This window comes from Streptomyces sp. NPDC002698 (genome assembly GCF_042888945.1).
Lineage (GTDB): Bacteria > Actinomycetota > Actinomycetes > Streptomycetales > Streptomycetaceae > Streptomyces.
In genome coordinates, this window is sequence record NZ_JBIAQM010000001.1 from 158,822 (window position 1) to 185,466 (window position 26,645).

A 26,645-nucleotide genomic window follows, 5' to 3' on the forward strand; every position below is an offset into this window, starting at 1 on the left:
GCACGACTCTCAACCCCCCGGGGGAAGAACAAACATGACCAGTCCAGCCAAGGCTGAGGGCACCGGGCCGTCGATCGCCTTGGTCCCCGAGCTCGAGACGCACGAGCCCGCCAAGGGCGGCGAGAAGAAGCTCGAGGGCCGTTCTCCCGGCCAGTTGATGTGGCAGCGCTTCAAGCGTGACCGTACCGGTGTCATCTGCGCCGTGGTAGTGATTTTGTACTTCGCCGTCTCGCTGCTCGCGCCGCTGCTGGTCAAGCTGAGCGGGACCAACCCGTACACGCTCTACGGGCAGGACCCGACCTACGCGGACAAGCCCGTCCTCGACCAGTTCGGACTGCCGCTCGGCTACTTCGGGGGTGTCTCGGGGGACCACTGGTTCGGCGTCGAGCCCCAGTACGGACGTGACCTGTTCGCCATGCTGGTGTACGGCATGCGGACGTCGCTGTTCATGGCGCTCGGTGTGACGGTCCTGCTGATGGTCACGGGCGTGATCATCGGTCTGATCGGCGGGTACTTCGGCGGCCGGACCGACTACTGGATCGGCCGGGTCACCGACTTCTTCCTCTCGTTCCCGCAGCAGCTGTTCTTCATCGCCTTCATGCCCGTGGTCACCGCGTTCTTCGTCGACCCGCGGGAGGAGACCCCCACGTACTTCCGCGCCCTGGCGATGCTGATCGTGCTGTGGGTGCTGGGCTGGATGGGTATGGCCCGACTGGTTCGCTCCACCGTGCTGTCCCTGCGTGAGCGGGAGTTCGTCGAAGCCGCCAAGGTCTCCGGCGCCTCCCCGGCGCGGATCGTCCGCAAGGAGATCCTGCCGAACGTGGTGACGCCGATCCTGGTGCAGTTCACGTACTCGCTGCCCAGCACTATCCTCACCATCGCCTTCCTTTCCTTCGCCGGCGTCGGGTTCGTCGAACCGACCCCGGACTGGGGACGGCTGTTCGCCGCTGCTGCCAACTACACCGAGCAGGATCCGGCGTTCCTCTTCTTCCCCGGACTGGCGCTGGTGATTTTCGTCCTGGCCTTCAATCTCCTCGGAGACTCGGTCCGGGACGCGTTCGACCCCAAGTCCGGGCGCTAAAACGTCCATTGGTGGGGGGTGACTGCCGCCCCCGCGTCGGCCTACCAGCCGCGTCAGGCAGTACTCATGGATAACAACCGACAGGTAGGTATTCGCCAAATGAACCCCAGCAGCTCGCGCAGAGCCCGCGCCATAGTCGTCGCTCTTGCAGCCGGTTCCCTCGTACTGACGGCCTGCTCGAAGAACGACGGCGGCAAGTCCGACGCCGACTCGAAGAAGGACCAGAAGCAGGCTTCGGTCCAGTCGAAGGCGGTCACCTACGCCGACGCCGCGGGTTCGACCGGTCCCGCCGAGGAGGTCGCCGGTGCCAAGTCCGGCGGCACCATCGCCGTGTACCAGGAGGCGGGCCTCTCCCACCTGGACCCGGGTCAGATCTACGTCTCCGACGCCGGCCAGGTCGCCAACCTGCTCTTCCGTCGCCTCACCCAGTTCAAGGAGGACGGCAAGGGCGGCGTCTCGGTCGTGGGTGACCTCGCGACCGACGCGGGCAAGTCCTCGGACGGCGGCAAGACCTGGACCTTCACGCTGAAGGACGGCATCAAGGACGAGAAGGGCGCGGCCATCACGTCCGCCGACGTCCGCCACAGCGTCGAGCGCCTCTACGCGAAGTTCGTCTTCGACGGCCCGACCTACCTGCAGACCTGGCTGAGCGGCGCCGACTACCGCAAGGCGCTGCCGGACGGCGGCTTCGGCAAGAAGCACCTGCCGGCCTCGGTCCTCGACACCCCGGACGACAAGACGGTCGTCTTCCACTTCGACACCGCGCGCCCGGACCTGCCGCAGACGCTGGCCATGGCCGGCTACGCCGTCGTCCCGGCGAAGACGGACACGAAGGAGAAGTACGACAAGGCCCCCGTCGCCACCGGCCCGTACAAGATCGTCTCGAACAAGGTCGGCAAGGAGCTCATCCTCAAGAAGAACACGAACTGGGACCCGAAGACCGACTCCGTGCGCCACCAGTACGCGGACGGCTTCGACTTCCAGTTCGGCGTCACCGAGTCGACCCAGACCAAGCGTCTGATCGCCGACCAGGGCAAGGACAAGAACGCCATCCAGCTCACCGCCGGCGTCGAGGCCACGCAGATCCAGGACGTCATCGGCAACCCGGAGGTCAGCAAGCGCACGGTCAAGGGCTACCAGCCCTACGTCATGCAGCTGACGTTCAACCTCGACCGCGTCAAGAACCTGAAGGTCCGTCAGGCGATCACCTACGCGGTGAACTCCAAGTCGCTCATCGCCGGTGAGGGCGGTGTCTACGGCGGCGACGTGGCCCCGAACTACTTCGCCCCGACCCTGCCGGGCTACGAGGCGTCGTACGACCCCTACGGCCGTCTGAAGGCGCCGCAGGGCAACATCGCGAAGGCCCAGGAGCTCCTCAAGGGCGTCCCGGCCGCCGAGAAGAAGGTCGTCTTCGCGTACTCCAACAGCGAGCCCGGCCAGAAGCGCAAGGTCGCCATCGAGGACGCCCTGAGCAAGGTCGGCTTCGACGTCGTCTCCAAGGAGGTCGACGCGGCGAGCTACTACGAGCAGATCGGCAAGCTCGACAACCCGTACGACATGTACATCTCGGGCTGGGGCCAGGACTGGCCGTCGCCGTCCACGGTCGTCACGCCGGTCTACGACGGTGACCAGGTCGCCGACGGTGCGCCGAACTACTCCCACGTCAAGGACCCGAAGGTCGACGCCCTCATCAAGAAGGCGCTGAGCCAGGACCCGGTCGAGGCCGCCAAGACGTGGAAGGAAGCCCAGCACTACCTGCTGGAGAAGGTCGTCCCGGCCGCTCCGCTGTGGTACACCAAGCAGTTCCAGCTCTCCGGCTCGAACATCGGCGGCGCTCGCTACGGCTCGGTGTCCAGCCTCATCGACATCACCCGCCTGTACGTGAAGTCGTAACTCTCTACGGCTGATCGCGGGGGTGCGCACCAGGCGGAGCGCACCCCCGCACCTCCGTGAAACCTCCCACCGTCTCCGCAGAGAGCAGCCCTCCCGCCATGCTTCAGTTCATTCTTCGGCGCACGGTCGGTGCCGTCGTCACCCTGTTCCTCATCGGCGCCGCCACGTTCTTCCTGTTCGTCGCAGCGCCCTCCGACTACGCCTCGCTGGCCTGTGGCAAGGACTGCTCGCCCTCGAGACTGGAGGACATCCGTCAGGCCCTGGGCCTGAACCTCCCCATACACCAGCAGTTCTGGGACTTCATGTCCGGCATCGTGATGGGCCGTGACTACCCCACCGGACACTGCAGCGCACCCTGCCTCGGCCAGTCGTTCTACTCGGGCGACATGGTCTGGTCGACCATCATGGACCGCTTCCCGACCACCCTCACGCTCACCGCGGGTGGCGCGATCGTGTTCGTCGTCGTCGGTGTCGGCGCGGGCATGATCGCCGCGTACCGGCGCGGGACGATGATCGACAAGATCGCCACCGGCGTTTCCATGGTGCTCAGTTCGTTCCAGATCTACGTGCTCGGTCCGATCGTCCTGCTGATCTTCGTCTACAGCACGGGCTGGATGGACAACCCCGCGTACCACCCGATCACCGACGACCCCTGGACCTGGTTCACGGGCATGCTGCTGCCCGTGCTGGTGATGGCCACCATCTTCACCGCGCAGTACACGCGTATGGCGCGTTCCTCGATGATCGAGCAGCTGGCCGAGGAGCACGTCCGCACCGCCCGCGCCAAGGGCATGTCACAGAAGTACGTGTTCTTCCGCTACGCCTGGCGCGGCTCGCTGATCCCGATCGTCACCGTCCTGGGCATCGACATCAGTTCCATGCTCGGCGGCGCCGTGGTCACCGAGCTGACCTTCTCGCTCCAGGGAATCGGCCGTCTCGCCGTGGACGGCGCGGTCCACAAGGACCTGCCGCTCACCATGGGCGTCATGCTGTTCGGTGCCTTCTTCATCCTGATCGTCAACATCCTCACCGACATCGCGTACGCCTACATCGACCCGCGCGTCCGGCTCTCCTAGGAAGAACGAACCACCGTGACCACACTGACCAAGACCGAGGACGCGCCGGCCCCGACCGGTCCGGAGAGCTTCCTCTCGGTGCGTGATCTGAAGGTGCAGTTCTCCACAGAGGACGGCATCGTCAAGGCGGTCGACGGCCTCTCCTTCGACGTCGAGCGCGGCAAGACCCTGGGCATCGTCGGCGAGTCGGGGTCCGGCAAGTCGGTCACCAACCTGACCGTCCTCGGCCTGCACAACTCGCGGACGACGACCGTCGACGGGGAGATCGTCCTCGACGGCAAGGAACTCGTCACCGCCACCGAGCGGGAGCTGGAACAGCTCCGCGGCAACAAGATGGCGATGATCTTCCAGGACCCGCTGACCGCCCTGTCGCCGTTCTACACGGTGGGCCGGCAGCTGTCCGAGCCCTTCATGAAGCACCGCGGCGCCTCCAAGAAGGAGGCGAAGGACCGTGCCGTCCAGATGCTGGAGAAGGTCGGCATCCCGCAGCCCAGGACGCGCTTCGACGACTACCCGCACCAGTTCTCCGGCGGTATGCGCCAGCGCGCGATGATCGCCATGGCGCTGATGTGCGACCCCGACCTGCTGATCGCCGACGAGCCGACCACCGCGCTCGACGTGACCGTGCAGGCGCAGATCCTCGACCTGCTGAAGGACCTCCAGCAGGAGTTCGGCTCCGCGATCGTCTTCATCACCCACGACCTCGGCGTCATCTCCAACATGGCCGACGACCTGCTGGTGATGTACGCCGGCCGGGCCGTGGAGCGCGGTTCCGTGCGGGAGGTCCTGAGCGAGCCCAAGCACCCCTACACCTGGGGTCTGCTGAGCTCGATGCCCCGCCTCGACGGCGACATCAACGAGGCGCTGGAGCCCATCCCCGGCTCCCCGCCCTCGCTGCTCAACCCGCCTTCCGGCTGCCCGTTCCACCCGCGGTGCGTCTACAAGGACCAGGTGTCGGGCACACTGTGCACCGACGTCCGTCCGCCGCTGGGCGAGGGGCGCGCAGCCGCGTGCCACCTGACGCCCGAGCAGAAGCAGACCATATTCATCGACAAGATCCAGCCCCGGCTGCGCTAGGGAGATCCGAGACATGAGCAACAACCTCACCCTCCCCGCCCAGCAGGGTTCCACCGGTACGTCCGCCGAGACGCTCCTCAAGGTGGAGGGGCTGACCAAGCACTTCCCGATCTACGGCGGCTTCCCGATCAAACGCAAGGTCGGTGCCGTGCAGGCCGTCGACGGGGTCGACCTGACGGTCGGCGTCGCCGAGAGCGTCGGCCTGGTCGGCGAGTCCGGCTGCGGCAAGTCGACCACGGGCCGGCTCATCACCCGCCTGCTGGAGCCGACCGGCGGCACCATCACGTACGCGGGCCAGGACATCACCCGCGCCTCGCGACGGCAGCTCGCGCCGGTGCGGTCCGAGATCCAGATGATCTTCCAGGACCCGTACTCCTCGCTGAACCCGCGGCAAACCGTCGGCACGATCATCAAGTCGCCGATGGAGGTCAACGGCATCCAGCCGGCGGGCGGCCGGGAGAACCGGGTCCGGGAGCTGCTGGAGCTCGTCGGCCTGAACCCCGAGCACTACAACCGCTTCCCGCACGAGTTCTCCGGCGGCCAGCGCCAGCGCATCGGCGTGGCCCGTGCCCTGGCGCTCCAGCCGAAGCTGATCGTGGCCGACGAGCCGGTCTCCGCCCTCGACGTGTCGATCCAGGCGCAGGTCGTCAACCTGCTGCAGAAGGTGCAGCAGGAACTGGGCATCGCGTTCCTCTTCATCGCCCACGACCTGGCCGTCGTACGGCACTTCTCGCAGCGCGTCGCGGTGATGTACCTCGGCAAGGTGGTGGAGGTCGGCGACCGGGACTCCATCTACAACCGTCCCCGCCACCCGTACACCCACGCCCTGCTCTCGGCGGTTCCCGAGGTCGACATCGACGGTGACGGCCAGGACCGCGAGCGGATCCGCCTGTCGGGCGACGTCCCGTCGCCGATCTTCCCGCCGTCCGGCTGCCGCTTCCGCACCCGGTGCTGGAAGGCGCAGGACAAGTGCGCGACCGAGGAGCCCCCGCTGATCCAGCTCTCGGGCAACCGTGCGGGCCACCTGTCGGCCTGCCACTTCCCCGAGGACCCCACGACCGAGTCCCGCGGCGAGGACATCGTTCTGGACCCGGCGCTGGCGGCGCTGGAGACGGCCGACGACGCCACGGAGAAGGGCACGGACTAGGGCCTGTCGTTTGGATCAGGTGGCGCTGAGGTGCGGTGCCTTGTCGGCTGGGCCGAGCGGGGCAGGGTGCGTGCGGCTGCAAGGCGGAGGAGGGAGGCGACGCGGAGCGTCGTGGACCGACGACAACGCCGCAGACGTGCGTGCCCTGCCCCGCGTCCCGCCGCATGATCCAAACGACAGGCCCTAGACGCGGACGCGGCGCCCTCCGCGGGGGAGCGGGGGTCGCGTCGAGGCCGATCGCGGCGCGCGAAGCGCGGCTTCGGCGGCCGGGCCGGGGAGCACTCCGGCGACGGCGGGACCGGGGCGGAAGCACGTTGCTTCCGCCACGGTCCTTTGTCGTTCCGGTGCGGGTGCGGTGCGTCCGTTCCTGGTTCCGTCCCTCGTCCTTACGGGAGCGCACGCGGCCGGGCCTGTTCGCGCGGCCGGCCGCGTGCGCCGCGTGTGGCCGTCCGGCCGTCTGGTCCGTGCGGCCGTCCGGTCCGTGCGGACGGCCCGACCGTGTGCCGAACGCCCGCCCGGGGAAAGGGAGTCGGCCCGAGGGGGGCTGTCCGGAATCCCCGCCGTCCGCCATGCTGCCTGCGGCGGTGCCGACCCGCCGTGCCACCCGCGGCCGCACTCCCGCGGCCGCACCCGTGCGGTCACGCACGCCGCCGCATCCGGCGGGCCGCCCTCCCGGCCCTCGTACGGACATCGGGCACCCCGCCCGCCCGGGGTGCCCCGGGCGGGCGGCGGAGCGTGCCGCCGACGGGTCGCGCGCACCGCCCGAAGACCGTCGCCGCACCCGCGGCGGACGTACGGCGTCCGGCCGTGACGCCGTGAAGATCCCTGGAGGAGCCTGTTGAACCCCACCATCCACAACATCACCATCGACTGCACCGCGGACCCCTACGACCTGGGGCTGTTCTGGAGCGAGTTGCTCGGGCGGCCCCTGGCCGAGGACGACAAGCCCGGCGACCCGGAGGCCGTGCTGCGCGATCCCGACGGCGGCCCGACGCTGCTCTTCGTCCGGGTCCCCGAGGGCAAGACCGTCAAGAACCGCCTCCACCTCGACCTGAGGCCGAGCGGGCGCACCCGTGCGGAGGAGGTCGAGCGGGCGCTCGCCCTCGGAGCCCGGCTCGTCGCGGACCGGACCCGTCCCGACGGACGAGGCTGGGTCACCCTGACCGATCCCGAGGGCAACGAGTTCTGTGTGGAGCGCGGTGACGCGGACCCCGTGACCGAGGCCCCGGCCGAGTAGGGGCCCGGCCCCGTTCGGCCGGAGTCCCTCCACCCGGGATCGCGTGGCCCCGAACCGTCCTGACTCCGCCTCGGATTCCGCCGCACGGGTGAGACGGGCGGCGGCCGGGCCGCGGAGGAGCCCGCCTCGGGCCCCTGGACGGAGCGAGCGCGCCGGGCGGCCCCCTCGTGACCCCTTCCCCTCCGCACGGACGGGAAGGGGTCACGAGGGGCCACCTGGACCCGTGGGGGGCACGAGCCCGCGCGGCGGACGCGTGCCTTCGGGTGCCGGGCCACTCGGAAGGGTGGGGTAAATGTGCGATGTGCACCATATGGGCAGATATTGGGCCCTAAAGCCACACCGCACCGGAGCCGTACGTCCGACCCCGGCGCCGGCGGCACAGCGCACTCTTGAGGAGGCACACCATGCGTGGAGCCACGCACGCCAAATGGGCCGCATGCGCGGTGGCGGTAGCCCTCGCGGCGTCCGCCTGCGGGGGCGGAGGGGACGGAAGCAGCAGCGGCTCCGGCACGGTCAGCGCCTCCTGGGGGGACCCGCAGAACCCGCTGGAACCGGCCAACACCAATGAGGTGCAGGGCGGCAAGGTCCTCGACATGATCTTCCGCGGGCTGAAGCGGTACAACGCCGAGACCGGCGCCGCCGAGGACATGCTCGCCGAGAAGATCGAGACCTCGGATTCGCAGAACTTCACGATCACGGTCAAGGACGGCTGGAAGTTCAGCAACGGCGAAGCCGTCACCGCGCAGTCCTTCGTCGACGCCTGGAACTACGGCGCCAGCCTGAAGAACAACCAGAAGAACGCGTACTTCTTCGGGTACATCGAGGGCTACGACAAGACGCACCCCGACACGGGCACCCAGAGCGCCGACACCCTGTCCGGGCTCAAGGTGACCGGCACGAACACGTTCACCGTCAAGCTCACCCAGAAGTTCTCGACGTTCCCGGACACCCTCGGCTACGCGGCCTTCTCGCCGCTGCCCAAGTCGTTCTTCAGCGACCACGCCGCCTGGGTCTCGAAGCCCGTCGGCAACGGCCCGTACACCATCGACTCCTACGCCAAGGGCTCACAGATGGCCCTGGTGAAGTGGGACGACTACCCGGGCGACGACAAGGCGAAGAACGGTGGTGTGACCCTCAAGGTCTACACGGACAACAACACCGCCTACAACGATCTCCTGGCCGGAAACCTCGACCTCGTCGACGACGTGCCCGCCGCCCAGCTCAAGAACGCCAAGAGCGACCTGAACGGCCGGTACATCAACACCCCGGCCGGCATCATCCAGACGATCGCCTTCCCGTTCTACGACCCGAAGTGGAACACCAGCGGCGCCACCAAGGTCCGTCAGGGACTGTCCATGGCGATCAACCGCCAGCAGATCACCGACACCATCTTCCAGAAGACGCGGACGCCCGCGAGCGACTGGACCTCACCGGTGCTCGGCGAGAAGGGCGGCTTCCAGGAAGGCCTGTGCGGCAAGTCCTGCGACTACAACCCGTCCGAGGCCAAGAAGCTGGTCCAGGAGGGCGGCGGCCTGCCCGGCGGCCAGGTCAAGATCTCGTACAACGCGGACACCGGCTCCCACAAGGAGTGGGTCGACGCCGTCTGCAACTCGATCAACAACGCCCTCGGCAACGACAAGGCCTGCGTCGGCAACCCGATCGGAACGTTCGCCGACTTCCGCAACCAGATCGGGCAGCACAAGATGCCCGGTCCGTTCCGGGCCGGCTGGCAGATGGACTACCCGCTGATCCAGAACTTCCTCCAGCCGCTGTACTACACCAACGCCTCCTCCAACGACGGCCAGTGGTCCAACAAGCAGTTCGACAGCCTCGTCAACCAGGCGAACGCGGAGACCGACACCACCAAGGCCATCAAGCTCTTCCAGCAGGCCGAAGGGGTCGTGCGGGACAACATGGCCGCCATCCCGCTCTGGTACCAGAACGGCAGCGCCGGCTACTCGGACAAGGTCTCGAACGTGGCGCTGAACCAGTTCAGCGTGCCCGTCTACAACGAGATCACCGTCAACTGAGCCGCCCGGGGCGGGCCGCTCGCACCGGTCCGCCCCTCTATCCCCGGAGCACTCATGGGACGGTACGTCGTCCGGCGTCTGCTGCAGATGATCCCGGTCTTCATCGGCGCCACGCTGTTGATCTTCCTGATGGTCTACGTCATGGGTGACCCCATCGCGGGCCTGTGCGGCGACCGGCAGTGCGACCCCGCCACGGCCGCCCAGCTGCGCAAGGAGTTCAACCTCGACAAGAATGTCCTCCTCCAGTACTGGCTGTACCTGAAGAACATCTTCACCGGCGACTTCGGCACCGCGTTCAACGGGCAGCCGGTCACCGAGCTGATGGCCTCGGCGTTCCCGGTCACCATCCGGCTGACGGTCGTCGCGATCTTCTTCGAGATCGTCATCGGCATCACGCTCGGCGTCATCACCGGTCTGCGCCGCGGCCGGCCCGTCGACACCGGCGTCCTGCTGCTCACCCTCGTGGTCATCTCCGTGCCGACCTTCGTCACCGGTCTGCTGGCCCAGCTCGTGCTCGGCGTCAAATGGGGCTGGATCAAACCGTCGGTCTCCGCGGAGGCCACCTTCGGCGAGCTGATCGTGCCCGGCCTGGTGCTGGCCTCGGTGTCCCTCGCCTACGTGACCCGGCTGACCCGGACCTCCATCGCGGAGAACAAGCGGTCCGACTACGTCCGCACGGCCGTCGCCAAGGGCCTGCCGCGGCGCCGGGTGACCATGCGGCACCTGCTGCGCAACTCGCTGATCCCCGTGGTCACCTTCATCGGCACCGACATCGGGGCGCTGATGGGCGGCGCGATCGTCACCGAGCGGATCTTCAACATCCACGGGGTCGGCTACCAGATCTACCAGGGGGTCGTGCGCCAGAACGCCCAGACGGTCGTCGGCTTCGTGACCATCCTCGTCCTCATCTTCATGGTCGCCAACCTGCTCGTCGACCTGCTGTACGCCGTACTCGACCCGAGGATCCGCTATGCCTGAGCAGCCGCCGTACGAGGAAGAGGAATTCCACCACGGTCCCGAGGGTCCGCCGCCGGAGGACCTCGCCATCGCCCCGACCGGCTTCGGAGGCACGATGGACCTCGGGACGAGCGAGGCGGAGACCCTGGAGAAGACGCCGGGAGGACCGGAGGGCACCGGGCCGAAGGAGAAGCCGCGCTCCCTGTGGTCCGACGCCTGGCGGGACCTGCGCCGCAACCCCGTCTTCATCATCTCCGGACTCGTCATCCTCTTCCTGGTCGTGATCTCGATCTGGCCCTCCCTGATCACCTCCCAGAGCCCGCTCCAGTGCGACCTCTCCAAGGCGCAGCAGGGCTCGCAGTCCGGACACCCCTTCGGCTACGACGGCCAGGGCTGCGACGTCTACACACGGACCGTGTACGGGACCCGCGTCTCGATCAGCGTCGGCGTGCTCGCCACGCTCGGGGTCGCGCTCCTCGGCTCGTTCCTGGGCGGGCTGGCCGGCTTCTACGGCGGGATGGGCGACTCGATCCTGTCCCGGATCACCGACATCTTCTTCGCGATCCCCGTCGTGCTCGGCGGTCTGGTCCTTCTCTCCGTGGTGACCAGCAACACGATCTGGCCGGTCGTCGGGTTCATGGTGCTGCTCGGCTGGCCCCAGGTCTCGCGTATCGCGCGCGGCTCGGTGATCACCACCAAGGAGAACGACTACGTCCACGCGGCCCGCGCGCTCGGCGCCTCCAACTCCCGGATGATGCTGCGCCACATCACCCCGAACGCGGTCGCGCCGGTGATCGTCGTCGCGACCATCGCGCTCGGCACGTACATCTCGCTGGAGGCGACGCTGTCGTACCTGGGGGTCGGTCTCAAGCCCCCGACGGTCAGCTGGGGCATCGACATCTCCTCGGCCTCCGCGTACATCCGCCAGGCCCCGCACATGCTGCTGTGGCCGGCCGGCGCGCTCGCGATCACCGTGCTCGCGTTCATCATGCTCGGCGACGCGGTGCGCGACGCCCTCGACCCGAAGCTGAGGTGAGAGCCGTGCTGCTCGAAGTGCGCGATCTACAGGTGGAGTTCAGGACCCGGGACGGTGTCGCCAAGGCCGTCAACGGGGTCACGTACAGCGTCGACGAGGGCGAGACGCTCGCCGTGCTCGGCGAGTCCGGCTCCGGCAAGTCGGTGACCGCCCAGGCCGTGATGGGCATTCTCGACATGCCGCCCGGGAAGATCACCGGCGGCGAGATCCTCTTCCAGGGCAAGGACCTGCTGAAGTTCAAGGAGGAGGAACGGCGCAAGGTGCGCGGCGCCGAGATGGCGATGATCTTCCAGGACGCGCTGTCGTCCCTGAACCCCGTGATCAGCGTCGGCGACCAGCTCGGCGAGATGTTCATCGTGCACCGCGGGATGAAGCGCAAGGAAGCCCGCGCCAAGGCGATCGAACTGATGGAGCACGTGCGCATCCCGGGCGCCGCCGAGCGCGTGCGGGACTATCCGCACCAGTTCTCCGGCGGTATGCGCCAGCGCATCATGATCGCCATGGCGCTGGCGCTGGAGCCCGCCCTGATCATCGCCGACGAGCCGACCACCGCGCTGGACGTCACCGTGCAGGCCCAGGTCATGGACCTGCTCGCCGAACTCCAGCGCGAGCTCCACATGGGGCTCATCCTCATCACCCACGACCTCGGCGTGGTCGCGGACGTCGCCGACAGGATCGCGGTGATGTACGCGGGCCGGATCGTCGAGACGGCCCCGGTCCACGACATCTACAAGGCGCCCGCCCACCCCTACACGAAGGGGCTCCTGGACTCGATCCCCCGGCTCGACCAGAAGGGCCAGGAGCTGTACGCCATCAAGGGGCTGCCGCCCAACCTGATGCACATCCCGCCGGGCTGCGCCTTCAACCCGCGCTGCCCGATGGCCCAGGACATCTGCCGCACCGAGGTGCCGCCGCTCGCGGAGGTCGACGCGGACCGCGGGAGCGCCTGCTTCTTCTGGAGGGAGTGCCTCGATGACTCAAGCCGCGACTGAGCCGCTGCTGGAGGTCAGCGGACTGGTGAAGCACTTTCCGCTCACCCGGGGAATCCTGTTCAAGAAGCAGATCGGGGCGGTCAAGGCCGTCGACGGCGTCGACTTCCACCTCGACCGCGGTGAGACCCTCGGCATCGTCGGCGAGTCCGGCTGCGGCAAGTCGACGGTCGCCAAGATGCTGGTCAACCTGGAGCGGCCCACCGAGGGGGCGATCAAGTACAAGGGCGAGGACATCACCCAGCTGTCCGGCAAGGCGCTCAAAGCCGTACGGCGCAACATCCAGATGGTGTTCCAGGACCCGTACACCTCGCTCAACCCGCGGATGACCGTCGGCGACATCATCGGGGAGCCGTACGACATCCACCCCGAGGTCGCGCCGAAGGGCGACCGGCGGCGCAGGGTCCAGGACCTGCTGGACGTGGTCGGCCTCAACCCGGAGTACATCAACCGCTATCCGCACCAGTTCTCCGGCGGCCAGCGCCAGCGCATCGGCATCGCGCGGGGCCTCGCGCTGCGGCCCGAGATCATCGTCGCCGACGAGCCGGTCTCCGCGCTCGACGTCTCGGTGCAGGCGCAGGTGATCAACCTGCTGGACCGGCTCCAGGCCGAGTTCGAGCTCAGCTACGTCTTCATCGCGCACGACCTGTCGATCGTGCGGCACATCTCCGACCGGGTCGGGGTGATGTACCTCGGGCGGATCGTGGAGACCGGCAGGGACGTCGAGATCTACGACCATCCGACGCACCCCTACACGCAGGCGCTGCTGTCCGCGGTGCCCGTGCCGGACCCGGAGGCCCGGGAGCACCGGGAGCGGATCATCCTCCACGGGGACGTGCCCTCGCCCGCGCACGTCCCGTCCGGCTGCCGGTTCCGCACCCGCTGCTGGAAGGCGCAGGAGCGCTGCACGCTGGAGGTGCCGCTGCTCGCGGTGCCGGCCGAGTTCCGGCTCGTCGAGGGTCCGGCCGCCCACGACTCGGCCTGTCACTTCGCGGAGGAGAAGCGGGTCGTGCCTCCGGAGGAGCCGTCCGGTGGACCGGCATAACGCCACAAATGTGAGCGAACTTCGTTAACACGCAGGCAACTTGACGGAAGCGGTACCGATATACGGACGCGGCATGGTGAACACCGTACGGCCGTGCGGGTGCCGTGAACGAGCCGGGGTGTCGCCATGTCACCCCGGCTCGTTGCTTTTCCGGCGGGTCAGTCCATTCCGAGGGAGCGCTTGAGGAAGTCCACCTGGAGGAGCAGCAGGTTCTCGGCGACCTGTTCCTGCGGGGTCATGTGCGTGACCCCCGACAGCGGCAGCACCTCGTGCGGGCGGCCGGCGGCCAGCAGCGCCGAGGAGAGCCGCAGCGCGTGCGCCACCACCACGTTGTCGTCCGCGAGGCCGTGCACGATCATCAGCGGCCGGTGCGTCCCGGCGGGCGCGGCGAGTCCCTCGTCGGTGACCAGTGAACTCTTCGCGTACGCCGCCGGGTTCGTCGCCGGGTCGCCGAGGTAGCGCTCCGTGTAGTGCGTGTCGTACAGCCGCCAGTCCGTGACCGGGGCGCCCGCGATGCCCGCGTGGAAGACGTCGGGGCGGCGCAGCACGGCGAGTCCCGCGAGCCAGCCGCCGTACGACCAGCCGCGGATCGCCACCCGGGACAGATCGAGCGGGAACCGATCGGCCAGTCCGTGCAGCGCCTCCACCTGGTCGTCGAGGGAGAGCGTCAGGTCGTCGCGGATCGCCTTCTCCCAGGCGGGGGAGCGCCCCGGCGTGCCGCGGCCGTCGGCGACGACGACCGCGAAGCCCTGGTCGGCGAACCACTGCGAGGTGAGGTGGGCGTTGTGCGCGGCCAGCACCCGGGGGCCGTGCGGACCGCCGTAGGGGTCCAGCAGGACCGGTAGGGGATTGTCGCCGTCGTAGTTGGTAGGCATAAGCACGGCGCATGGGATTTTCCGTGCGCCCCCCTGTGTGAGTGTCACGCGCGGGGACAAACCCGGATCTTCCGCATGAGAGGGGATGGTCGCGTGGCGCTTCCCCTCGCGCAGCACCTGCACCTGGGTGCCCGGCTGGTCGAGCACCGACGACACGAGGACGGTCACGCCCCCGGCGCGCACGGCCGAGTGCACGCCGGGCTCCTGCGAGACGCGCTCCAGGCCGAGTTCGTTCACCCGGTACACATGTACTTCACCCGTTTCGGGTGAACTCGCACCCTCGCCCGCCGAGGCCGCGACCAGGATGTCGTCGGCCGAGACGTCGAGCACCGCCCGGACATGCAACTGGGCTCCGGTCAGCGGACGTTCGCCGAAGGCCAGGACCCGCGCGCCGCCTTCGTCGGCGATCCGCACGAGCTGTCCGCCGGGGCTCCAGCACGGCACTCCGGGGAAAAGATCCAGCCAAGTTGGATCTTCATCCGCGTGCACCATCCGGGTCGCCCCGGTGTCCGGGTCCACGGCCAGGAAGAGCTGGCTCCGCTGGTCCCTCGCCTGCACCAGGAGCAGCGGCGCACCGGCGGCTGACCAGTGCGCATGTGCCAGATACGGGTAGCGGGACCGGTCCCAGGAGACCTCGGTGCGTACCCCGTCGAGCCCGAACACGAAGAGCCGCACCTCGGCGTTGTCGCTGCCCGCCACCGGATAGGCGACCCGCTGCGGATCGGTTTCCGGGTGCGCCGGATCGGAGATCCACCAGCGCTGTACGGGCGTGTCGTCGACCCGCGCGACGAGCAGCCGGTCCCCTTCGGGCGACCACCAGAAGCCGCGCGAACGCCCCATCTCCTCGGCCGCGATGAACTCGGCCAGTCCATAGGAAACCGTGCCGGGGCCCGTGGCCGGCTCCGGCTCCGCGAGGGCCCGGTCGCCCTCGCCCTCGGCCCCGACGACCCGCAGCGCGTCCCCGGACACGTACGCCACGAGCGTGCCGTCCGGAGAGGGCCGCGGGTCGATCACCGGCCCGGGGACCGGGAGTTCGCGCGTCGTGCCGGCCCGCAGCTCGGCCGTGAACAGCCGCCCTGACAAGGTGAAACAGGCCAACTCGGCGGCTGCGTCGGTGGCGTACCCGACGATGCCCGCGCCGCCCTCGCGGCTGCGCTCGCGACGCGCCCGCTCCTCCGGGGAGAGGTGCTCGACCGCCCCGCCGAGCAGGGCCGCGGGGTCGGCCACCACCCGCTCACCGCCCTCCGGCACGTCGAGGACCCACAGTTGGTTCGCCCGCTCCGTGCCGGAGGGGGAGCGCAGGAACACCACGCGGGAACCGTCGGAGGACACGGTGAACGCGCGCGGCGCGCCGGAGGTGAACCGCTGGGTGCGGGCGTACCGGCGCGGGAAGGAGAGAGGCTCGTTCGTCATGACTCGACCATATTGGCCATGCGCCCCCTTGTGCGGCCGTGCGCCGATCGATGCGCGCGTACGGATAGTTATGATCACTAGCGCTGTGTGGGTAGGAACCTGCTGGCCGCTGTCAGGCTGGACCGACCCTCGTGTCCGAACCCGTACCGGACCCCAAGTCCCTGGGAACTTTGGAGGTGAGCCGCCGTGGCACTCTCGATTTCGGCGGTGGTGCTGCTGGCGATCATCGTCTTTCTTCTGATCAAGAAGTCAGGACTGAAAGGCGGGCACGCGGTCGTCTGCATGCTGCTCGGCTTCTATCTCGCCTCCTCGACCATCGCGCCCACGATCAGCGATCTGACCACCAACATCGCGGGCATGATCGGAAGCATCAAGTTCTGATCCGCGCCGGGACCGTGGGGCGGGGGGAGCGTCCGGCCGCGCTCCCCGTCTTCCCCGTCCGGCCTCCGCGAAACGGACCGGTCCGTCCGCGCCGCCGAACGCCGGTCCTGCGGCCTCCGGGGCCACACGGCGGCCGCCGGTCCGGGTCGGCGCGACCAGGTCCGGCAGGCGGCCCGGCGGACGGCCTCCGGGCGGCCCGGCGGGGGACCGGCGCCTCGTAGGCTGGCCCCATGACGGAACTGCCCGACCGGCGTCTGCTCCTGGTGCACGCGCACCCGGACGACGAGTCGATCAACAACGGCGCGACCATGGCCCGCTACGCGGCCGAGGGCGCCCAGGTGACGCTGGTGACCTGCACCCTCGGCGAGGAGGGCGAGGTCATCCCGCCCGAACTCGCCCATCTCGCCCCCGACCGCGAGGGCGGACTCGGCCCCTACCGGACCGGTGAGCTGAGCGCCGCCATGAAGGAGCTGGGCGTCGCCGACCACCGCTTCCTGGGCGGCGCCGGGCGGTTCCGCGACTCCGGGATGATGGGCGCCGAGCAGAACCACCGCCCCGGCGCCTTCTGGGCCGCGGAGGTCGACGAGGCCGCCGACCACCTCGTGGAGGTGATCCGCGAGGTGCGTCCCCAGGTGCTCGTGACCTATGACCCCGACGGGGGCTACGGGCACCCCGACCACATCCAGGCCCATCGCGTGGCCGTGCGTGCCGCCGAGCTGGCCGCGGAGCCCGCCCACCGGCCCGACCTCGGCGGCGCGTGGCGGATCGCCAAGACCTACTGGAACCGGGTGCCGCGCCCGGTGGCCGAGGAGGCGTTCGCCCGCCTGCGGGAAGCCCTGCCCGAGCTGCCGTTCGACCGGACGGCGGCCGTCGACGACGTGCCCGGCGTGGTCGACGAGGCGACCGTCACCACCGAGATCGACGGCTCCGCGTACGCCGCCGCCAAGGCCGCCGCGATGCGGGCGCACGCCACCCAGATCACCGTGGACGGGCCCTGGTTCGTCCTCTCGAACGAGCTGGCCCAGCCGCTCTTCACCACCGAGTACTACGAACTGGCCGGCGCCCCGCGGCCCGCGGCGCGCGAGAGGGACCTCTTCGAGGGGACCGGCACCGCCCCGGGGAGCGAGCTGTGACCGGCCTGGGCACGACGAGGACCACGACGACCCGGCGAGGGACGGATCCGCGATGAGCGTGAACGGACAGCGCGGCGGGGCGAGCATGCTCGCCCAGCCGCTGACACGGCCCTCGGGCGGGCGGATCGCCGCCTATCTGGGGCTTTTTCTGCTCGGTGCCGTGGTGGGCGTCGCCGGGGCGCTGGTGCAGCCGGGCTGGTTCCCGTTCGGGCTGCTGCTCGCCCTGGCGGGCGCCGCCGGACTCTTCCTGGGCGGCGCGCGCGCGGCGGGCTCCCGGGCCGGAGCCGTCGCCCCCGCGGCGGGCTGGATGGTCGCCGTCGTCCTGCTCACCGCCAGCCGTCCGGAAGGGGACTTCCTCTTCGGCGCGGGGGTCGTCTCGTATCTCTTCCTGCTCGGAGGCATGGCCCTGGCTGTGATGTGTGCCACTCTCGGGCAGGGGCGGCAACCAGGCCTTTCCCGTGCCCGAGTTGGCAAGTGACGTACCGGTTCGCCGTATCGGTCCCGTGCGGGTCCCGTGCGAGATTCCTCACCGGGCGAGGTTTGCGGGCCGGACATGGCCAGTATGGTGGTGCGCGCCGCCGAGCTGCCCGAGATGAGGTCGAGTAAACGGGCGGCGGAGCCAACCGGGAGAACCTGCCTTGAGTCGTGAAACTGACAGTTCGTCCTCCGGGCCCAACGGGCGCGGTGGAGCCGCGTACCCGTCGGGGACGCCGCCGTACGGCACGCCCGCGGCTTCCGAGAACGGTGCCGACGCGGGCCGTTCGGCCGCCGGCAAGCCGACGGAGGAGCGCAAGACCGAGACAACCCTGACGACACGGATCCGGATCAACATCCCCGGATCGCGGCCCATCCCGCCCGTGGTCGTGCGCACACCCGTCGCCGACGCCTCGCCCGAGGGCGGCGACGGCGCGGGAACCGGTACACCGGCGCCGCAGGGCACGAGTTCGCCCGCGGGCGCCCCCGCGACGGCGGCCACCACCCCCGCCCCGTCCGCCCCCGCGCCCGTGGACCAGCCCGCGCCGGCCGAGGAGAAGACGAGCGAGTGGTTCGCGCCCCGCAAGGCCGGCGCGCCCCCCAAGGGCGCGACGGGCGGCGGCTCGGCCAACGGTGCGGGCCTGCCGGGCGGTTCGGCTCCCGCCGGCGCCGCGCCCTCCGCGGGCCCTTCGGGCGCGGGACGTCCGGCGCCGTCCACCGGCGCCGGTCCCCTGGGCATCACCGGTGGCGTCCGGCCCGGCGGTGCGAACGGTGCCGCGCTCCCCGGGGCCACCGGCGCCGGACCCGTGGCCCCCGGTCACGGCGGCGGCACGGGCTCCTTCGACGTCTCCGGGGCGCTGCGCGACACCGGCTCCTTCCCGGCCATCGGCTCGCCCGGCGGGTCCGGAACGCCCGGCGCGTCCGCGGGGTCCGGCGAACCGCGCCGCGACGACCTGCCGTACTTCTCCGAGCCCGGCCGCTCGGGCCGTGGCGGCCCGTCCGGTCCGACCGGCGGTCCCGCCACCGGCGACGGCCCGCTGCGCCCTCCGGGCGGTGCGGGCGCGGCCCCCGGCAGCCTGGCCGCGCGGTCCGGTCCGGCCCCCGGCAACCGGAACACGGGCACGGGGTACACCGGCGGCGGCCTGAGCGGCGGTCTCAGCGACGACACCGCGATCCTCACCCCGCAGAAGCCGGCACCCGACCCGGGACCCGGTGCCTACGGCGCCCCCGCGGAGAACGTCTCCGGGCACACCCTGACCAGCGGTATGCCCGTCGTGTCGCCCAGCCAGAACTTCGCGTACGACGGGGAGCCCGACAACGGCCCCCGCGCGTACACCCCGCCGAAGCTCCCCGAGCCGGTCCGTCAGCCGTCCGCCCCGTCGAAGCCGGCGAAGAAGAAGGGCCGCAACAAGCCGGCCCTCCTCGTGGCCCTGGTCGTGGTCCTCGCCGGCGGCGCCTACGGAGCCGGCCTGCTCATGAACCACTCGGACGTGCCCAAGGGCACCACGGTGCTCGGCGTCGACATCGGCGGCGGCACCCGCGACGACGCCGTCCAGAAGCTCGACGACGCCCTCGGCCCGCGGACCACCAAGCCGCTCACGCTGTCCGTCGACGGCGACACGGTCCGGCTCAAGCCCGACCAGGCCGGACTCCAGCTGGACAGCCAGGCCACCGTCCGCGCCGCCGCGGGCAGCGACTACAACCCGATCTCGGTGATCGGCTCGCTGTTCGGCCAGGGACGCGTGGTGGAGCCCGTGATGCCCGTCGACAAGGAGAAGCTCCAGGCCGCTCTGGAGCGCGCCGCGAGCGGCTCGGGTTCGGCGAGCGACGGCACGATCAAGTTCCAGGCCGGCAAGGCCGTCCCGGTCTACGGCAAGGCCGGCAGGGGCATCGACGTCGGACCCTCGCTCCAGGCCGTCCAGGACGCGTACCGCGCCCAGGTGGAGAGCGGCACGGCCACGCCGGTGAAGGTCGCCACCACGACCCGTCAGCCGACGGTCAGCAAGGCCGAGGTGGACCGGAAGATGTCGACGTTCGCGAACGTCGCCATGTCCGCGAACATCACCGTCCAGACGGACGCGGCCCACACCGTCTCCTTCAGCCCGCAGAAGTCCATCTGGAAGTTCCTGAGCGTCCGGCCGGTCCAGGGCAAGCTCGTCGAGCACTACGACCTCAAGGCGCTCGAGGAGCTGTACGGCCACGCCTTCGACGGTGTGACGATCACCAGGGGCGACGGCAGCCAGAAGGCCGTGACCCCGCAGGACGTGGCCTCGGCCGTCGGCAGGGCGCTCGTCGGGAAGACGGCCGCCGCCCGCGTCATCACCATCTCCACCAACCCCAGCTGACGGGTGTAGCAGGCGTGCAGAGGGCGCCCGACCGGAACTCCACCGGCCGGGCGCCCTCGCGTCGTCCGGGGCGGCCGACCCGAGAGCCGTCCGCGGCCGCCGACCACGACAGTCGTCCTGGGCGGCCCGCCCGGTCCCGTCCGGGGCGGCCGGCGTGACAGTGGTTCGGGCCGTCGCATGACATCTGTCATCCGCCGTCCAGGACACACCACACTGCCGCGCGCACCCCGCCCTCCACCACGATGGACGGCATGACAACGACTGCGGCGACCACCACCCCGTCGGTGGTCCGGTTCGAATCGGTGACCAAGAGCTACGGGACCGTCCGGGCCGTGGACGGGCTGACACTCGAACTCCACCCGGGCGAGACCGTCGCCCTGCTGGGCCCCAACGGCGCGGGCAAGTCGACCACGCTGGAACTGCTGCTCGGCCTCAAGAACGCCGACAGCGGCACGGTCCGGGTGTTCGGCACCGGCCCGCGCGAGGCGATCGTCGCCGGCCGGGTGGGCGCCATGCTCCAGAGCGGCGGCCTGATGGACGAGGTCACCGTCGGTGAACTGGTCAAGCTCGCCTGCGACCTGCACCCGAGGCCGTACCGCGCGAGCGAGGTCCTCGCCCGGGCGGGCATCACCCAGATCGCCGACCGCAAGGTCAACAAGCTCTCCGGAGGACAGGCGCAGCGCGTCCGCTTCGCCCTCGCCACGGCCGGCGACAGCGACCTGATCGTCCTCGACGAGCCCACCACCGGCATGGACGTCTCCGCCCGGCAGGCCTTCTGGGCCACCATGCGCGAGCAGGCAGACCGGGGCCGTACGGTCCTGTTCGCCACGCACTACCTGGAGGAGGCCGACGCCATCGCGGACCGCGTGCTCGTCCTGCACCGCGGACGGCTGCTGGCCGACGGCACCGCCGCCGAGATCAAGGCCAGGGCCGGAGCACGCCGCGTCTCCTTCGACCTGGAGGGAGTGATCGACGAGGCCCCGCTGCGCGCGCTGCCCTTCCTCACCTCGGTCACGGTGTCCAAAAGCGGCTCCGCCGCGAGGTCCGGGCAGACCGTCCGCATCCAGTCCTCCGACGCGGACGCCACCGTCCACGCGCTGTACGGGCTCGGCGTCTACCCCCGCAACCTCGAAGTCGCCGGGCTCGGTCTGGAGCAGGCATTCGTCGCCATCACCGAGGCCGAGGAGGCCACCCGCGGAGCGGCCGAGGACGCCGCCCGCACCGTCGCCGAGGAGGCCGCGTCCAAGTGAACAGTCTCATCAAGCTGGAGATCACCCGCGCCCTGCGCAACCGCAAGTTCCTGTTCTTCTCGGTCATCTACCCCTCGGCCCTGTTCCTGCTGATCGCGGGCAGCGCCGACAGCACCACGAAGGTGGAAGGCACCGGCCTGACCCTGCCGACCTTCTTCATGGTCTCCATGGCCTCCTTCGGCGCCCTGACCGCCGTCCTCATGGGCAACAGCGAGCGCATCGCCAAGGAGCGGGAGAGCGGCTGGGTACGGCAGCTGCGGCTCACCCCGCTGCCCGGCCGCGGCTACGTGTTCGCCAAGACGGCCGGCGCCGCCGTGATCAGCCTGCCGTCGATCGTGATCGTCTTCGTGGTCGCCGCGGCGGTGAAGGACGTACGCCTGGACACCTGGCAGTGGTTCGCGCTCACCGGCGTGATCTGGGCCGGCAGCCTGGTCTTCGCCGCGCTCGGCGTCGCCATCGGCTACCTCGCCAGCGGGGACGCGGTCCGGCCGATCACGATGATCGTCTACTTCGGTCTGTCGATGCTCGGCGGCCTGTGGATGCCCACGACGACCTTCCCCGACTGGCTCCAGAACATAGCCAAATGGCTCCCCACCCACGCGTACGCTGCCCTGGGGCAGGCCATCGAACTGGGGAACGCCCCGCACGCGAAGGACATCGCCATCCTCGCCGTCTCCTTCGTCCTCTTCGCGGGCGGCGCGGCCTGGCTGTACCGGAAGGACACGCTGAAGGCGTGAACGCCATGACGGAAGACCCGCTGCCCGACGGAGCCCGCACGGACCGGATCGTGAGGATGGGGGAGTCCCCGCGCAACCTCCGCGAGGCCCTGCGCAAGTCGGTGTGGATCGTCATCTGGCTGGTGTTCCTCGGCTCACCGGTCCACGACCTCGCCTCCGGCGCCCACACACCCGCGGCCACCGCGGCCGGCTGGGTGGGCCTCGCGGCCTTCGTCGCCGTCTATCTGACGCTGGTCTTCCGGCACATGGGCAAGGCCTTCACGGGCACCCTGGCCGTCACGCTCATGGTGCTCGCGCTCGGCGCGCTGGCCGTCGTCCTGTGCCTGACGCTCGGCGCGCCCTGGCTCGGCCTGTTCGTGTACGTCTCGGTCGCCTGCGGGACGACGCTCCCGGTGCGCGTCTCCTACTGGACGATCCCGCTGACCGCCGTCGTGATGCTCCTGGTCGGCCTGCACGGCGGCGAGGAGGACGCGCGCAACCTGGTCCTGCTCGTCGTGCTGATCGGCTTCGCCATGACCGGTGTACGGCAGCTCGTGCGCACGACGATCGAGCTGCGCAAGGCACGGGCCACCGTCGCCCAGCTCGCCGCGAACGAGGAGCGGCTGCGGCTCGCCCGGGACCTGCACGACCTGCTCGGCCACTCGCTCTCGCTGATCACGCTGAAGAGCGAACTCGCCGGGCGGATGCTCCCCGACCACCCCGACAAGGCGGCCCAGCAGGTCGCCGACATCGAACAGGTCAGCCGCCAGGCCCTGGTCGACGTGCGCGAGGCGGTCACCGGCTACCGTCGGCCCCGGCTGGCCGGTGAACTCGCCGGTGCCCAGGTCGCGTTGACCGCCGCCGACGTGGTCGCCGACCTTCCGGCCGAACCCGCCCTCGACGGAGTTCCCGAGGAGACCGAGTCCGCGCTGGCCTGGGCGCTGCGCGAGGCGGTCACCAACGTCGTACGGCACAGCGGCGCCCGGCGCTGCACCGTGGAACTCGTCCGGCGCCAGACCCTGGACGGTCCCGTGCTCGAACTCTCGGTGGAGGACGACGGCTCGGGCGGCTCCTCCGCCACCGCTCCCGGCAACGGTCTGACGGGACTGACCGAACGCCTGGAGAAGGCGGGCGGATCGCTGGAGGCGGGCCGGGTCCGGCACGGATTCCGGCTGGTGGCACGGGCGCCTCTGGAGGGCAGCCGGGCCTCTGTGGGCGCGTCGGAGGACCCCGTAGGATCCGGTGCATGAGCCGCACGATCAAGGTCCTGCTCGCCGAGGACCAGTCGATGGTCCGCGAAGCGCTGGCCGCCCTGCTGGGACTGGAGCCGGACATCGAGGTGGTCGCCCAGGTGGCCCGCGGCGACGAGGTCCTGGCGGCGGCCCGCGCCCACGACGTGGACGTGGCGCTCCTCGACATCGAGATGCCGGGCATGACCGGCATAGAGGCGGCGGCCGAGGTCCACAAGGAGCTCCCGGGCATCAAGCTGATCGTCCTCACCACCTTCGGCCGCCCCGGATATCTGCGCAGCGCCATGGAGTCCGGCGCCGACGCCTTCCTGGTCAAGGACGCCCCGGCCGCCCAACTCGCCGCGGCCGTACGCAAGGTGCTGGCCGGCGAGCGGGTCATCGACCCCACCCTGGCGGCGGCCGCGCTCGCCGAGGGCGCCAACCCCCTGACCGACCGCGAACGCGAGGTCCTCCGCGCCGCCGCCGACGGCTCCACCAACGCCGAACTGGCCAAGGCCCTCCACCTCTCCCAGGGCACGGTCCGCAACTACCTCTCGACCGCGATCCAGAAACTCGCGGTACGCAACCGGGCGGAGGCGGTACGGATCGCACGGGAGAAGGGCTGGCTGTGAGCTGTACGGCCCGCGGATGCCTCAGTTGAGCATCGCCCGTGCCGCGTGGGCCTGTTGGCGGACCCGGGACGCGGCCGGTTCGTCGACCGCCGCCACCACGTCCGCGTAGGCGTCGAGTTCGGCGGCCCCGGTCAGGAAGTCTCCCCGCTGGACCAGGAGTTGGGCCCGCTCGTAGCGCAGCCGCGCCGGGTGCGAGGGCAGCAGCAGGGACAGCTCCACCGACCACAGGGCCACGTCGGAGCGTTCGGGCCGGGCGGCGGCCCAGGCCCGGATGTTGTTCAGGACGCGCAGGACGACGTCGAGCGGGTCGGCGGGGGCGAGCATCGACGGTTCGAGCGGGGCGCCGGTCGCGCCCGCGACGAGGAGCTGCGCGTCGGAGCCGGTCAGGACGCGCCCGCCGTCGAAGGGGTCGGCGAGCACCTGCTCCTCGGGCGGTCCGAAGCCCACCACGAAGTGACCGGGCAGCGCGACCCCGTAGACCGGCGCCCCGGCCCGCCGCGCGACCTCCATCCACACCACCGAGAGCAGGATGGGCAGCCCGCGCCGCCGGCGCAGCACCGCGTGCAGCAGGGAGGACTCCAGCCGCTGGTAGTCGCCCGGTGAGCCCCGGTACCCCAGGCGCCCGCCGAGGAGGTCGGCGAGGGTGGTGGCCCAGGACCGGGGGCCGCCCGGACGGAAGGGCAGCCGGCCCGCCAGCTCGTCCAGCAGGATCTGCGCCGCGTCCATCCCGGCGTCGTCCAGTGTCCCGTCGGCCGCGGCGCCCACCAGCAGACACAGCTCGGCCAGATCGGGCCGCTCGGCCCGCGCCTCGTCGGCGAACCGCCGCCGTACCTCGTCGGCTCGTTCCGGCCGCGGTGGCTGGGGGGAACGCATAGCCGGTTCGTGCCCCGTCACGTCGATCGATACGGCTCGGCACCCGGACCGGCGTCGCCGGACACACGGTCCGCCGTGCCGCCCGCCGCCGTGCCGCCCACCGCCGGGGCGTCGGCCGCGGGGGCGTCGGCCGCGGGGGCGGGCGCCGTGCCCGTGTCCGGCCCGGCGTCCGTGACGGGGGAGGACACCCACCGGTAGTGGTGGTACGCGTGATGCGGGCCGAAGCCCATCCGGGCGTACAGCTCCCGCGCCCCGGTGTTGTCGGCCTCCACCTGGAGCCAGGCCGCCGAGGCACCCTCCTCCAGGGCCCGGCCGGCCAGCGCGGCCATGACGGCGGTGGCCAGGCCGCGGCGGCGCTGGTCCGGAGCGACCTCCACGGCGGCGAAGCCGGCCCAGCGCCCGTCCACCACGCACCGTCCGATCGCCGCCGGAGCCGCGTCCCCCGCGCCGGGCACCGTCGCGAACCACACCGAGGGGCCGCCGCCCAGCACCTTCAGGGCCACGTCGGCGACGCCCTTGCGCTGGTAGCGGCGAAGCCACGCCTCGTCGGCCGTGCGGGAGAGCGTCACCCCGGGCGCCTCCCGGTCCGCGACCGGCGCGAGCGGGCCGGTCCACAGCTCGGCGGTCACCTCACGGGTCCAGCCGCGCGCCTCCAGCTCCGCGCACAGCAGCTCCTGGGTGCCCTCGGCGCCGGTGGCGGTCTGGACGAAGGCGGGCAGGTCACGGGCCGCGTACCAGTCCCGTACGTACGCGAGCGCCCGGTCGAGCGGCACGCCCGGGTCGGCCAGCGGCAGCACGGAGTTGGCGCGCCGGGTGAACCCGCCGGCCGCCCGCAGCTCCCAGCCGCCGAGCCGCTCGCTCTCCACCGGCGGCCAGGCCCGCGCGGCGACGCGCGCCAGCTCCTCGTAGGACGCCGCGGGGCCGCGCCGCCGTGCCGGGGCGGACGGCACGACCTTGGCCGCGACCAGGGAGGACTCCGCGATCCGGACACGTTCCCCGGTCCGCCGTGTGATCAGCAGCACACCGTCGTCCCATGATGTGAGAACACCGACCGTATCGGTGAACTTCTCCACCGTGTCTCCATCGTCGGTCAGGCGTCGAACCGAGACACGTTTGCCCACGTCAGCAGCGGTGACGCGGACCTCCAGGCGGCCGGCGGCAGAGAATTCCACAGGTCAGTTCACCCCTCCTGTTCGGATCGGACCCAAGAACGGAGATACTAGGGGCGGGCATCGACTACGCCGCGCTCCCGCGCGCCAGGCGGCGGAGCCTACGACAGGCCCGCCAGCGCCCTATCGAGGAGGAACGACAGCGTGACCTACGTCATCGCGCAGCCTTGTGTCGACGTCAAGGACAAGGCGTGCATCGAGGAGTGCCCGGTCGACTGCATCTACGAGGGCTCGCGGTCCTTGTACATCCACCCGGACGAATGCGTCGACTGTGGAGCCTGTGAGCCGGTGTGCCCGGTCGAGGCGATCTTCTACGAGGACGACACTCCGGAGGAGTGGAAGGACTACTACAAGGCGAACGTCGAGTTCTTCGACGAGCTCGGCTCGCCCGGCGGCGCCAGCAAGCTCGGTCTGATCGAACGCGACCACGCCTTCATCGCAGCGCTGCCGCCGCAGAACCAGTAAGCGGTCCGCCGGGTGCCCTCCCGGCGGCAGCTGGACGAGCGCCGCCTCGGTCCCGTACGGCCTGATCGTTCCGGTCGCCGTACGGGGCCGAGGCGTTTGCGCCGCCGGCCCGCGCGGCGCCC

General features: G+C 70.6%; 23 protein-coding genes. 20 read left to right on the forward strand and 3 right to left on the reverse strand.

Features of this window, described 5'->3' with window-relative positions:
- The first annotated feature begins 34 nt into the window (after window positions 1-34).
- From ACFYW9_RS00695 to ACFYW9_RS00745, 11 genes are all read left to right on the forward strand, one after another.
- Window positions 35-1,081 (forward strand): ABC transporter permease, encoded by a 1,047-nt coding sequence (locus ACFYW9_RS00695; protein WP_351859037.1) that lies wholly within the window; start codon window positions 35-37, stop codon window positions 1,079-1,081.
- Window positions 1,082-1,180: 99 nt separating this feature from the next.
- Entirely contained in the window at window positions 1,181-2,974 is a 1,794-nt protein-coding gene (locus tag ACFYW9_RS00700; protein WP_389142863.1) for an ABC transporter substrate-binding protein, read from the forward strand.
- A 98-nt stretch (window positions 2,975-3,072) separates the two neighbouring features.
- Window positions 3,073-4,050 carry an ABC transporter permease gene (locus tag ACFYW9_RS00705; protein WP_351859041.1) on the forward strand — a complete coding sequence of 326 codons (978 nt, stop codon included), beginning with the start codon at window positions 3,073-3,075 and terminating at the stop codon, window positions 4,048-4,050.
- A gap of 15 nt (window positions 4,051-4,065) precedes the next feature.
- Window positions 4,066-5,127 carry an ABC transporter ATP-binding protein gene (locus ACFYW9_RS00710; RefSeq protein WP_351859043.1) on the forward strand — a complete coding sequence of 354 codons (1,062 nt, stop codon included), beginning with the start codon at window positions 4,066-4,068 and terminating at the stop codon, window positions 5,125-5,127.
- A 13-nt stretch (window positions 5,128-5,140) separates the two neighbouring features.
- On the forward strand, window positions 5,141-6,274 hold the full coding sequence (locus ACFYW9_RS00715; RefSeq protein ID WP_389142868.1) for an ABC transporter ATP-binding protein: 1,134 nt from the start codon (window positions 5,141-5,143) through the stop codon (window positions 6,272-6,274).
- 835 nt (window positions 6,275-7,109) lie between these two features.
- Window positions 7,110-7,511 (forward strand): VOC family protein, encoded by a 402-nt coding sequence (locus tag ACFYW9_RS00720; RefSeq protein ID WP_389143549.1) that lies wholly within the window; start codon window positions 7,110-7,112, stop codon window positions 7,509-7,511.
- A 404-nt stretch (window positions 7,512-7,915) separates the two neighbouring features.
- Entirely contained in the window at window positions 7,916-9,541 is a 1,626-nt protein-coding gene (locus tag ACFYW9_RS00725; RefSeq protein ID WP_389142871.1) for an ABC transporter substrate-binding protein, read from the forward strand.
- A 54-nt stretch (window positions 9,542-9,595) separates the two neighbouring features.
- A complete protein-coding gene (locus ACFYW9_RS00730; RefSeq protein ID WP_389142874.1) occupies window positions 9,596-10,519 on the forward strand; it encodes an ABC transporter permease in 924 nt (307 codons plus the stop codon).
- Window positions 10,512-11,534 carry an ABC transporter permease gene (locus tag ACFYW9_RS00735; RefSeq protein ID WP_389142877.1) on the forward strand — a complete coding sequence of 341 codons (1,023 nt, stop codon included), beginning with the start codon at window positions 10,512-10,514 and terminating at the stop codon, window positions 11,532-11,534. Before ACFYW9_RS00730 ends, ACFYW9_RS00735 begins: the two co-directional genes overlap by 8 nt.
- Window positions 11,535-11,539: 5 nt before the next feature.
- Window positions 11,540-12,526: an ABC transporter ATP-binding protein gene (locus tag ACFYW9_RS00740; protein WP_389142880.1), complete on the forward strand. Its 987-nt coding sequence runs from the start codon at window positions 11,540-11,542 to the stop codon at window positions 12,524-12,526.
- Window positions 12,507-13,568 carry an ABC transporter ATP-binding protein gene (locus ACFYW9_RS00745; protein ID WP_389142883.1) on the forward strand — a complete coding sequence of 354 codons (1,062 nt, stop codon included), beginning with the start codon at window positions 12,507-12,509 and terminating at the stop codon, window positions 13,566-13,568. The genes ACFYW9_RS00740 and ACFYW9_RS00745 overlap by 20 nt, the downstream gene beginning before the upstream one ends.
- Window positions 13,569-13,726: 158 nt before the next feature.
- Here ACFYW9_RS00745 and ACFYW9_RS00750 read toward each other — a convergent pair whose 3' ends face one another.
- Window positions 13,727-15,856, reverse strand: coding sequence for a prolyl oligopeptidase family serine peptidase (locus ACFYW9_RS00750; protein ID WP_389142886.1), 2,130 nt, complete (start codon window positions 15,854-15,856; stop codon window positions 13,727-13,729).
- Between the two features lie 186 nt (window positions 15,857-16,042).
- Between ACFYW9_RS00750 and ACFYW9_RS00755 the strand changes: the two genes are divergently transcribed.
- From ACFYW9_RS00755 to ACFYW9_RS00790, 8 genes are all read left to right on the forward strand, one after another.
- The gene (locus ACFYW9_RS00755; protein ID WP_037620693.1) at window positions 16,043-16,237 is read left to right on the forward strand and encodes a hypothetical protein; all 195 of its coding nucleotides are present in this window, start codon (window positions 16,043-16,045) and stop codon (window positions 16,235-16,237) included.
- A 230-nt stretch (window positions 16,238-16,467) separates the two neighbouring features.
- Window positions 16,468-17,370 (forward strand): N-acetyl-1-D-myo-inositol-2-amino-2-deoxy-alpha-D-glucopyranoside deacetylase, encoded by a 903-nt coding sequence (mshB, locus tag ACFYW9_RS00760; RefSeq protein WP_389142889.1) that lies wholly within the window; start codon window positions 16,468-16,470, stop codon window positions 17,368-17,370.
- Window positions 17,371-17,422: 52 nt separating this feature from the next.
- Window positions 17,423-17,848, forward strand: a complete 426-nt coding sequence (locus ACFYW9_RS00765) for a DUF6113 family protein (protein WP_389142893.1) — start codon at window positions 17,423-17,425, stop codon at window positions 17,846-17,848.
- A 160-nt stretch (window positions 17,849-18,008) separates the two neighbouring features.
- A complete protein-coding gene (locus ACFYW9_RS00770; protein WP_389142896.1) occupies window positions 18,009-20,189 on the forward strand; it encodes a hypothetical protein in 2,181 nt (726 codons plus the stop codon).
- Window positions 20,190-20,440: 251 nt separating this feature from the next.
- Entirely contained in the window at window positions 20,441-21,439 is a 999-nt protein-coding gene (locus ACFYW9_RS00775) for an ABC transporter ATP-binding protein (protein ID WP_389142899.1), read from the forward strand.
- Window positions 21,436-22,176 (forward strand): ABC transporter permease, encoded by a 741-nt coding sequence (locus ACFYW9_RS00780; protein ID WP_389142902.1) that lies wholly within the window; start codon window positions 21,436-21,438, stop codon window positions 22,174-22,176. Before ACFYW9_RS00775 ends, ACFYW9_RS00780 begins: the two co-directional genes overlap by 4 nt.
- Window positions 22,177-22,181: 5 nt before the next feature.
- The gene (locus ACFYW9_RS00785; RefSeq protein ID WP_389143552.1) at window positions 22,182-23,405 is read left to right on the forward strand and encodes a sensor histidine kinase; all 1,224 of its coding nucleotides are present in this window, start codon (window positions 22,182-22,184) and stop codon (window positions 23,403-23,405) included.
- Window positions 23,402-24,016 (forward strand): response regulator transcription factor, encoded by a 615-nt coding sequence (locus tag ACFYW9_RS00790; protein ID WP_328448571.1) that lies wholly within the window; start codon window positions 23,402-23,404, stop codon window positions 24,014-24,016. The genes ACFYW9_RS00785 and ACFYW9_RS00790 overlap by 4 nt, the downstream gene beginning before the upstream one ends.
- Before the next feature lie 21 nt (window positions 24,017-24,037).
- Here the strand turns inward: ACFYW9_RS00790 and ACFYW9_RS00795 are convergent, their stop codons facing one another.
- Both ACFYW9_RS00795 and ACFYW9_RS00800 read right to left on the reverse strand, forming a co-directional pair.
- Window positions 24,038-24,889 carry a SirB1 family protein gene (locus ACFYW9_RS00795; RefSeq protein ID WP_389142906.1) on the reverse strand — a complete coding sequence of 284 codons (852 nt, stop codon included), beginning with the start codon at window positions 24,887-24,889 and terminating at the stop codon, window positions 24,038-24,040.
- Window positions 24,890-24,906: 17 nt separating this feature from the next.
- Window positions 24,907-26,061, reverse strand: coding sequence for a GNAT family N-acetyltransferase (locus tag ACFYW9_RS00800; protein WP_389142909.1), 1,155 nt, complete (start codon window positions 26,059-26,061; stop codon window positions 24,907-24,909).
- A gap of 141 nt (window positions 26,062-26,202) precedes the next feature.
- Between ACFYW9_RS00800 and fdxA the strand changes: the two genes are divergently transcribed.
- A complete protein-coding gene (fdxA, locus tag ACFYW9_RS00805) occupies window positions 26,203-26,523 on the forward strand; it encodes a ferredoxin (protein ID WP_030573070.1) in 321 nt (106 codons plus the stop codon).
- Window positions 26,524-26,645 lie beyond the last annotated feature (122 nt).